Genomic DNA, 9781 nt, shown 5'->3' on the forward strand with positions numbered 1-9781 from the left:
CCCGGATAGCGCCTCGGCCGCACGCAGGTCCTCGACCCTGCGCACGTAGTCGGCAGCGTAGGCCTCGCTCTGGAAGCCGATCAGTTCGTCGACGCGCAGGGCCACGACGGCCCGGAGCTCGTCGGAGGCCTCCGGGCCCAGGCCGGTGACCAGGCGGCGCGCGGTGGGGGAGGGCTCGTGCAAGTCCGGCGTCGCGGTGGTCGCCGGGCGGTGCAGATCGGCGACCAGCGCGCCGAGGGCTCCCGGATCCGCGACGGCCTGTCGGCCACGCCGGAACGCCTGCAGGTTCGCCGACACCGCGACCCCGTTGAGCTCGATGGCCTGCTCGATGGCCCGGGCGGAAATCGGCAGGGCCCCGCTCTGGTAGGCCGCCCCCACCATGAGCATGTTGGACGCCTGAGTGGAGCCGAAGAGGTTCTCCGTGATCTCTCCCGGGTTCAGGTAGACGCCTCTTCTCGAGGCCCGGTCGATGGAGGTCTGGATGTCGGTGCCGGACGGGTAGTGCACGGCGGTGTCGATCACCATGGAGCCCGTGGGGATCCGGGTGGTGGAGACGACCGCGGTGGTGCGGTCGGGGTGCGCGACCTTGAGGTTGGCGTCGTCCGCGCCCACCAGGCCGTCACAGCACAGGTAGAGGTCGCAGTCACCGGCGCCGATCTTCGGGGGTTGCTCGATCGGGGTCCGGGCCACCCGGACGTCGGAGACCACCGCGCCGCCCTTCTGCGCCAGTCCGGTCATGTCGAGGGTGCGGGCGGCGTTGCCGTCGAGGACGGCGGCGGTCGCCAGGACAGCGGACACGGTGACGATGCCCGTCCCGCCGATACCGGTCAGGCGCAATGAGAAACCCCGGTCGGCGTCGACCTCGGCCCTCATCGGCTCCGGGAGGGCCGACGCGTCGAGCTCGGGCGCCGTCGCCACACGCTCGCTCCGCGTCCCCGGCACCACGGTGACGAAGGCGGGGCAGTCGCCTTCCAGGCACGAGAAGTCGAAGTTGCAGGTGGATTGGTCGATCCGGGTCTTTCGGCCGAACTCGGTCTCCACCGGATGGACCGACAGGCAGTTGGACTTCCTGCCGCAGTCGCCGCAGCCCTCGCAGATGCGTTCGTTGATCACCACCCGCTCGGCCGGGGTGGGGTAGGTGCCGCGCTTGCGGTGGCGGCGCTTCTCGGCCGCGCAGAACTGGTCGTGGACCAACACGGTCACACCGGGGACCGCGGCGAGCTCCTTCTGGACCTCGAGCGTGTCGCGACGATCGCGGACCTCGATGCCGCGGGGCAGCCCCTGGGATCTCGTGGCCCTGACGTCATCGGTGGTGACGACGATCTTGGCGACCCGCTCCGCCTGCAGGAGTCGCAGGATCTCCGGCAGGGTCATCTGGCCGACCGGGTCCTGGCCACCCGTCATCGCGACCGTGCCGTTGTGGAGCAGCTTGTAGGTGATGTTGTCGCCTGAGGCGACAGCCGCGCGGAGCGCGAGCGAACCGGAGTGCATGAACGTGCCGTCGCCGATGTTCTGCACCAGGTGGTTCTCGGTCAGGAACGGGGCCATACCGGTCCACTGGAGCCCCTCGCCGCCCATCTGGGTGACCCCGGTGACCGTGCCGACCTGCTCTTCGTCCATCAGCAGCACCATTGCGTGGCAGCCGATGCCGCCGCCCACGAGCGTCCCGTCCGCCACCTTGGTGGAACTGTTGTGCGGGCAACCCGAGCAGAAGTAGGGGGTCCGGGTGGTGGCCAGGGGCAGGGCGATGCGCGAGCGACCCCGGCCGGGGCCGTCGAGCCAGGCGAGCGCCGACTCGATCCCGTGGACGCGCCCGAGCCGCTGTGCCAGACCCCGGGTCACGGCGTCGACGTCGAGTTCGCCGAACCGGCTGAACAATGTGGAGCCGTCCTCGTGGGTCTTGCCCACGACATTCGCGACGCCCGCGCGGCGGAAGTGGATCTCGCGGATCATGGTCTCGATGAAGTCGCGCTTCTCCTCCACCACGATCACCTCGTCCAGGCCGGACATGAACTCGTCCAGGACCGTGCGCTCCATCGGGTAGACCATGCCGAGCTTGAGGATCCGGATGCCGCGCCGGGCGAGTTCGGCGTCGTCCAGGCCCAGCCTGCGCAGCGATTCGCGGACGTCCAGGTAGCTCTTGCCGGCGGCGACGATGCCGATCCTGTCGTCGGCGGTCGACTGGACTATCCGGTTGAGTCCGTTGAGCCGCGCGTACTCCAGCGCCCGGGGGATGCGGGTGGTGAGCTGGTTCTGCTCCAACTCCATCAGACTGGACCCGAGCAACTGGCCCGAGGGCACGTGGGGGCTGGTCCCCAGGTCTCCGTAGTCGGGCAGGATCCGGTCCGGGTCCACCAGCGCGGTGGACGACGCGTCCGCCACGTGCGACGAGATCTTCACGGCCGACCACAGGCCCGAGACGCGGGAGAGGATCGCCGCGTGGACGCCGAAGTCCAGCACGTCCTGGGAGTCCGCGGGATAGAGCGTGGGGAGGTAGAGGTCCGCGAGCGCGAGCTCCGACGAGCAGGGCACCGTCGAGGACTTGGCCCCGGGGTCATCGCCGACGAAGGCGACCGCACCTCCGTGAGGGTCGGTACCGATGAGGTTGGCGTGTCGGATCGCGTCCGTGGCGCGGTCCAGGCCGGGGGCCTTGCCGTACCAGTACCCGACGACGCCCTGCAGGGGCGCGCCGCCGGTGTTGGCGGTCGCGCGCAGGGTGCCCGTGCGTCGCGCGAGTTGCGACCCCATGACGGCCGTCGCGGCGGCCTCCTCGTTGAGGGCGGGACGATGGACCACGTCGAACGGGTCCAGGAACGTCCCGCGCCGGGCCAGCTCGAGGTCGTAGCCGGCCAGTGGGGAGCCCTCGTACCCGCTGACGAGGCTGGCGGTGAGTAGGTGCTGTCGGCGGTCCAACCGCGCGCGGTCGCGGACCGTGCGGACCAGTGCCTGGATACCGGTGAGGAACACCGTGCCGCTTTCCCGCGTGTAGCGGTCGGAGAGAGAGAACGAGGTGGCGTCCGCCCGCGGGTCACGCGGATCGTCCTGGGTACCGCTCGTGGGTCCGAGAAGAGAGGTCATCGGTCACACCTGGCCTTCGAGAGAATCGAGATACGACTCCAGGCTAGGCGCGCACGTGATGCGCGTCACGTGGTCAGCATTGTGGCGAGCACGGTGTGCACTCCGGCGCCTGGGACCGCGCGACTGTTGAGCACTGTGTCCAACGACGCGCGCCTTATGATGTACACATGGAATCGGCTCCCCGCGAAGCTTCGGCTCTGGACCACACGGATCGACGACTCCTGAGAGTCGTCCTGGCGGACCCCAGGGTCGGGGTGCGCGAGTTCTCCCGCCGCCTCGGGGTGGCGCGCGGGACCGCACAGGCCAGGTTGGACAAGCTCGAGGCCCGGGGCGTGATCGCGTCGTGGGCGCCGACCCTCGATCCGGCGGCGCTCGGGTACCCGCTCTCGGCGTTGGTCCACATCCAGATGGCGCAGGCCGAGCTGGAGGCGACGTGTTCCGGGCTGGCCGAGGTGCGCGAGGTGCTCGAGGTGATGAGTGTGGCGGGGGAGTTCGACGTGGTCTGCCGGGTGGTGGCCCGCGATCACGCGCACCTCGAAGAGGTGTTCAGCGCCATCATCTCCACGCCGGGCGTCCTGCGGACCCGCACGGAGGTGGTGCTGCGGCGCCGGGTCGGCCCGCGCGTCGCCCAGCTCGTGGACGAGTGAGCCTCACTCCCAGATGCGGTCGAACGGGTAGGCCTCCTCGTACTCCGAGGCGAGTTCGAGCACCAGGCGGTCATGGCCGATCCTCGACGACAGGTGCACCCCGATGGGCAGGCCGTCCGGAGCCCGACCGGCCGGGAGGGAGACTGCGGGCGACCCCGCGATGTTCTGGAGGGGGGTGAAGGTGACCCAGTCGGAGACCCTCTCGAGGTGGGACTCATACGGCAGGTCCGCGTCCAGATAACCGACCTCCGGGGTCTCGTGGTTGACCACGGGGTTGAGGTACACATCGAGGTCGCCGAACGCCGAGTCGAACCGTCGCCTGGCCCGATAGAGGCGATACAGGTGCAGGGGAAGCGAGGGCAGGGACCTCTTGGCCATCCCGGCGAGGCCGATCGTGAACGGGTCCAGGCGATCCGCTGCGAACTCAGGGCCGAACATGCCCCTCCCACCGGAGGACGTGGCCAGCGCGAGCAGGCCCCAATAGGCGATGAAGTCCTCGCGGAACGAGGACGGGACCGGCGCGGGCGTCGGCACGACCTCGTGGCCCAGCGCCTCCAGCCGGTCGGCGGCTTTTCGCAGCACCGCCAGTGTGGCGGCATCGGTGGGATCGCCCGCGGGACTGTGTTCGACCAGACCGATGCGCAACCGCCGGGTGGGGGCCGGCGAGACCGCGCCCAACGGCGGGACCCCGACCGGACGGTGCCCGGCCTCGAAGGCGGTCAGGAAGGTCACCGTGTCGCGCACGGACCGGGAGACCACGGACTGGGAGATGATCGGAATCGGCATGGTCGCCGAGAACTCCTCGTCCGGGTGCCTGCCGCGACTGGGTTTGAACCCGACGAGCCCGGTCACCGCCGCGGGGATCCGGATAGAGCCTCCACCGTCGTTGGCGTGGGCGATCGGCAGCGCGCCGGCGGCCACGAGTGCGGCGGATCCTCCCGAGGACCCCCCGCTGGTGCGGGCGGTGTCCCACGGATTGCGGGTGACGAGACCCCCCTGCCGTTCGGTGGCGGCGGTCCAGCCGAAGGGTGGCATCGCGGTCGTTCCCAGCGGGATGAGCCCGGTCGCGCGGAACAGGGGTGCGTAGGGGCCGTCGTGGAGGGCCGGACGGGTGGGCACCGCCGAGGACCCGAGCGTCATGGGCAGGCCCTCCACCCGGACCGCGTCCTTGAACGCGGACGGAACGCCGGCGAGGGGGGCCGAGAGATGAGACTCGCGGACCCACGATGCCCGGTGACGAGCGCGGTCGTAGTCGGTGTGCACCAGGGCCCCCAGTACGGGGTCCACGGCTGTGCACCGATCGATGGCGGCCTCGACCAGCTCCGTGGGCGAGACCTCCCGCCTGCGGACACGGTCCGCGAGGGCCGAGGCGTCGTCGTACCCGAGCGCGTCGTCCCGGAAGGCGTGCACGCGCCGCGGCATCTCGGCGGGGGCGAGGGCGGGGCTCTCGCCGGTGGTGGCGTCGGTTGTGGTGTCGGTCACGCCACCAGTCTAGGGCGTCCACTTGACAGCGCCCGGTCCGCTCAGGCACTTTAGGGATACCTAACTTAGGCGAGGGTCACCTAAACCTCGCCGTCGAGACCTCGCCCCTCAGCAGGCGACCCGTGGAGGGTGAACGATGGCACCGAATCCCGCCGAGAACGAGATCGAGCCCCCGATCGCCCAGCCGCCCGCGTCGGATCCGGTCGCGCACGGCGCCCGACGTCTTCTGGACGGGTCAGGTGTCGCCACGGTCGCCGTCCGGGGGACCCGGAACCGCTCGGATGTCATGGTCTCCGCGCAGCACCGCTGGGTCGGTGGCGGGTCCATCGTGGTCACCGGGGCTCCCGCGCCGTGGTCCGGCCTGATCGTGGAGCCGGGGGCGTCGGTCGAGGTGGTCGTGATGATCGACGAGTTCGCCCCCATCGTGGAGGCGAAGGTGCACGTGGCCAGCCTGTACGGGTTCGGCATCGCGCGGTCCGCACGACAGGGTGAGGGGTGGGTCGTCGAGATCGAGATCGACCTCGACGAACTTCAGGTGCGTCGGCTCGGGCACCAGGGGACGGTCCACGCGCGCGACCTGGATTCGGTTCCCTCGGACCCGTTGGCCGCCGAGGCGCCCGGTCTCGCAGACGAGATCCGGGCGCGCTTCGGGGAACACCTGGCGATCCTGGCCGGGTCGGGCGACCCGGCTCATCCGCCGTTCGTCCTGGGCGTCGACCCGGACGGCCTCCACCTGCTCACCGCACTCGGGCGCGACGCCGACGTGGTGCACCTGCCGTTCATGACCCGTGCGCAGAGCCTCGGGGACGTGGTCCGGGAGATGGGTCAGTACGTGGCCCGGGCGAGCTGACCGTCCACGCCGCTGACCGTCTACGTCCGTGGTCCCCTAGGCCGGGGAGTAGGTCAGGCAGTCGGCGGTGTCGGCGCCGGAGCCGATCGTCACCGATTCCGCGGAACAGAGCAGATCCTTGTTGTGCGCGCACTCGACGCGCTGGCAGGCGCCGACGTGCGCGGTCGCCGTGGGCAGTCCGCCCCGCACGTCGAGCGAGATGAACGTCCCGCACTCGGCATGGTCGGGTGATCCTGCAACGGTGATCGCCGGGGCCGTGCAGTCGGCGTCGGCGTTGAACGAGCACGTGGTGACCGTGCAGTTGCTGATTCCGGTGAGAGTGGCCATGTCGGTTGCTCCTCGCGTCGGTGTGGCGATCCGGCCGGTGAGTCGATCCGGTCGGGTGTCACCGAGTCAACCCCCGATCAGGCCGACTTGCAAGCAAGGAGAGCCTGTGCTAGCCCAGGTTAGCCTAAGCACCTGACCTGCTCTTCGCTCCGCTTCCGATCCTGCTTTCACGGCGATCGGCGTGGCCTTGCCGTGCCGCGCCGCGCGGGTCGCGGCACCCCTTCTGGACATCTGTGAGCCATGGCACTATGGTCGAACTCAGTTAATCCGACTTAACTGAAAGGGAGCGGCGCTGATGTCTTCCGCGACCACCGATCGCCCGTCCACCGATAGCCCGACCACCAACCGCCAGGCGCACGAGGAACTGCTCGCCGACCTCCGCGACCGCCTCGATCGGGCCTCGATGGGCGGCGGTGAGAAGGCCCGGGCCCGTCACCTCGAGCGCGGGAAGCTCCTCGCCCGCCAGCGGGTCGACGTCCTCCTGGACCCGGGTAGCCCGTTCCTCGAGTTGTCCCCGCTGGCGGCGGAGGAGATGTACGGGGGCAAGGCGCCCGGCGCCGGGGTCGTCGCCGGGATCGGCCGCGTGTCCGGACGCGAGTGCCTGGTGATCGCCAACGACGCGACCGTCTCCGGCGGCACCTACTACCCGATGACCGTCAAGAAGCACCTGCGCGGCCAGGAGGTGGCGTTGGCCAACAACCTGCCGTGCATCTACCTGGTGGACTCGGGCGGGGCGATGCTGCTCCAGCAGGACGACGTGTTCCCCGATCGGGACCACTTCGGCCGCATCTTCTACAACCAGGCCACCATGTCGGCCCGGGGCATCCCGCAGATCGCCGCGGTGATGGGCTCGTGCACCGCCGGCGGCGCCTACGTCCCGGCGATGAGTGACGAGGCCGTGATCGTGCGCAACCAGGGCACGATCTTCCTCGCCGGTCCGCCGCTGGTGAAGGCCGCCACCGGGGAGGAGGTCACCGCCGAGGAGCTCGGAGGCGGCGACCTGCACGCCAAGACCTCGGGTGTGGTGGACCATCTCGCCGACGACGACTACGACGCGCTCATGAAGGTCCGCGAGATCATCGCGACCTGCCCGCCGGCCCCCGAGCCGGACTGGGAGGTCCTCGAGCCCCGCGAGCCGGTTCGTCCACAGACGGATCTCTACGACCTCGTCCCGGTCGACTCCCGGCAGCCCTACGACGTGCGCGACATCATCGGCACGGTCGTCGACGGTGGTGAGTTCACGGAGTTCAAGAAGGACTACGGCACGTCGATGGTCACCGCGTTCGCGCGGATCCACGGTCATCCGGTGGGGATCATCGGCAACAACGGCGTCATCTTCTCCGAATCCGCCCTCAAGGGCGCGCACTTCATCGAACTGTGCGACCGCCGCAAGATCCCGCTGGTCTTCCTCCAGAACATCACCGGGTTCATGGTCGGACGCCAGTACGAGGCGGGCGGCATCGCCAAGAACGGCGCCAAGATGGTCGCCGCGGTGGCGTGCGCACGCGTGCCCAAGTTCACGATCGTGGTGGGCGGGTCCTTCGGTGCCGGCAACTACTCCATGTGTGGCCGCGCCTATTCACCGCGATTCCTGTGGATGTGGCCCAACGCCCGGATCGCCGTGATGGGCGGTCCCCAGGCCGCGGACACCCTCGCGTCGGTGCGCGCCGCGCAGGTGACCAAGGCGGGCGGGGAGTGGACCGACGAGCAGCAGGCGGAGTTCACCGCACCCATCCGCGAGCAGTTCGAGGAGCAGTCCACCGCCTACTACTCCACGGCCCGCCTCTGGGACGACGGGATCATCGACCCCGCCGACACCCGCACCGTCCTCGGCCTGGCACTCGCGGCCGCCGCCAACGCCCCCCTCCAGCCGGTCAACAACGGCGTCTTCAGGATGTGAGAAGCCCCATGTCAGAGGAACTGTCCCAGAAACTCCACACCGTTCTGGTGGCCAATCGCGGGGAGATCGCCTGCCGCGTGATCCGCTCCCTGCGGGCAGCGGGGATCCGCTCGGTCGCCGTCTACTCCGACGCGGACGCCGATGCGCTGCACGTGCGCATGGCCGACGCGGCGGTCCGCCTGGGCCCGGCCCAGGCCTCACAGTCCTATCTCGACATCGACAAGGTGATCGACGCCTGCCGCCGGACCGGCGCCCAGGCGGTCCACCCGGGCTACGGGTTCCTGTCGGAGAACTCCCGGTTCGCGCGGGCGCTGGAGGAGGCGGGCCTGATCTTCGTGGGGCCACCGGCCACCGCGATCGAGACGATGGGCGACAAGATCACCGCCAAGGCGGCGGTGTCCGCCCGGGACGTACCGACCGTGCCCGGGATCTCGCGTCCGGGACTGACCGACGACGAGCTGGTGGCCGGCGCCGACGAGGTCGGATACCCGGTCCTCGTCAAGCCGTCCGCGGGCGGCGGCGGCAAGGGCATGCGACGCGTCGAGCGACCCGAGGACCTTCGCGCCGCGCTCGACTCCTCCCGCCGCGAGTCCGCGGGTGCGTTCGGCGACGACACCCTGTTCCTCGAGCGGTTCGTCGACACCCCGCGACACATCGAGGTCCAGGTCCTCGCCGACACCCACGGCAACGTCATCCACCTGGGTGAGCGTGAGTGCTCGCTGCAGCGCCGCCACCAGAAGGTCATCGAGGAGGCGCCCAGCGCGCTGCTCGACGAGGTCACCCGCCAGCGGATCGGTGCCGCCGCGTGCGACGCCGCCCGCTCGGTCGGTTACGTGGGTGCGGGCACGGTCGAGTTCATCGTCTCCGCCCACGCCCCGGACGAGTTCTTCTTCATGGAGATGAACACCCGGCTCCAGGTCGAGCACCCGGTCACCGAGATGGTCACCGGCGTGGACCTGGTCGACTGGCAGGTCCGCATCGCCGCGGGCGAGGAGCTGACCCTGCGCCAGGAGGACATCACCCTCACCGGCCACGCGATCGAGGCCCGCGTCTACGCCGAGGACCCGGCCAAGGGCTTCCTCCCGACCGGCGGAACCGTGCTCGGGCTGGAGGAACCCTCGGGCGACGGCATCCGGGTGGACTCCGGCCTGCGCGTCGGCACGGTCGTCGGAAGCGACTACGACCCGATGCTCGGTAAAGTCATCGCCCACGGCACCGACCGGGCCGAGGCGCTGGCCCGACTCGACGCCGCGCTCGCCGACACCCATGTCCTCGGACTGAGAACCAACATCGACTTCTGCCGGTTCCTGCTCTCCCAGCCGGAGGTCGTCGCCGGCGACCTCGACACGGGTCTGCTCGATCGGACCCTCGACGACTACACCGCGACCCCGGCGCCCGAGGGTGCACTCGTCGCCGTGGCCATGCACCGCACCGAGGAGCGCTGGGCCCGCGTGCCGGCCGCCCGGCGCGGACCGTGGGACGTGCCCAACGGCTGGA

The 9781-nt window shown here is 70.3% G+C and carries 7 protein-coding genes; 4 read left to right on the forward strand and 3 right to left on the reverse strand.

What is annotated here, in order from left to right; all coding sequences use genetic code 11:
* On the reverse strand, positions 1–3078 hold a 3078-nt coding region (locus tag G6026_RS12240; protein WP_241728060.1), incomplete at its 3' end, for an indolepyruvate ferredoxin oxidoreductase family protein.
* A 167-nt stretch (positions 3079–3245) separates the two neighbouring features.
* Here G6026_RS12240 and G6026_RS12245 point away from each other — a divergent pair.
* The gene (locus G6026_RS12245; protein ID WP_182613339.1) at positions 3246–3725 is read left to right on the forward strand and encodes an Lrp/AsnC family transcriptional regulator; all 480 of its coding nucleotides are present in this window, start codon (positions 3246–3248) and stop codon (positions 3723–3725) included.
* A 3-nt stretch (positions 3726–3728) separates the two neighbouring features.
* Here G6026_RS12245 and G6026_RS12250 read toward each other — a convergent pair whose 3' ends face one another.
* Entirely contained in the window at positions 3729–5207 is a 1479-nt protein-coding gene (locus tag G6026_RS12250; RefSeq protein WP_309230289.1) for an amidase, read from the reverse strand.
* A 136-nt stretch (positions 5208–5343) separates the two neighbouring features.
* Here G6026_RS12250 and G6026_RS12255 point away from each other — a divergent pair, with 136 nt between their 5' ends.
* Positions 5344–6057: a hypothetical protein gene (locus tag G6026_RS12255; RefSeq protein ID WP_182613340.1), complete on the forward strand. Its 714-nt coding sequence runs from the start codon at positions 5344–5346 to the stop codon at positions 6055–6057.
* 36 nt (positions 6058–6093) lie between these two features.
* Here G6026_RS12255 and G6026_RS12260 read toward each other — a convergent pair whose 3' ends face one another.
* On the reverse strand, positions 6094–6384 hold the full coding sequence (locus tag G6026_RS12260) for a DUF1540 domain-containing protein (protein ID WP_107756984.1): 291 nt from the start codon (positions 6382–6384) through the stop codon (positions 6094–6096).
* A 295-nt stretch (positions 6385–6679) separates the two neighbouring features.
* On the opposite strand from G6026_RS12260, the gene G6026_RS12265 reads away from it, so the two are divergent.
* Together G6026_RS12265 and G6026_RS12270 are read left to right on the forward strand one after the other, a co-directional pair.
* Entirely contained in the window at positions 6680–8284 is a 1605-nt protein-coding gene (locus tag G6026_RS12265; protein ID WP_107756983.1) for a carboxyl transferase domain-containing protein, read from the forward strand.
* Between the two features lie 8 nt (positions 8285–8292).
* Positions 8293–9781, forward strand: a 1489-nt coding sequence (locus G6026_RS12270; RefSeq protein WP_241728061.1) for an acetyl-CoA carboxylase biotin carboxylase subunit, incomplete at its 3' end; no start/stop codon positions are given.

Origin of the sequence: Dietzia sp. DQ11-38-2 (genome assembly GCF_014145055.1) — a bacterium.
GTDB lineage: Bacteria > Actinomycetota > Actinomycetes > Mycobacteriales > Mycobacteriaceae > Dietzia.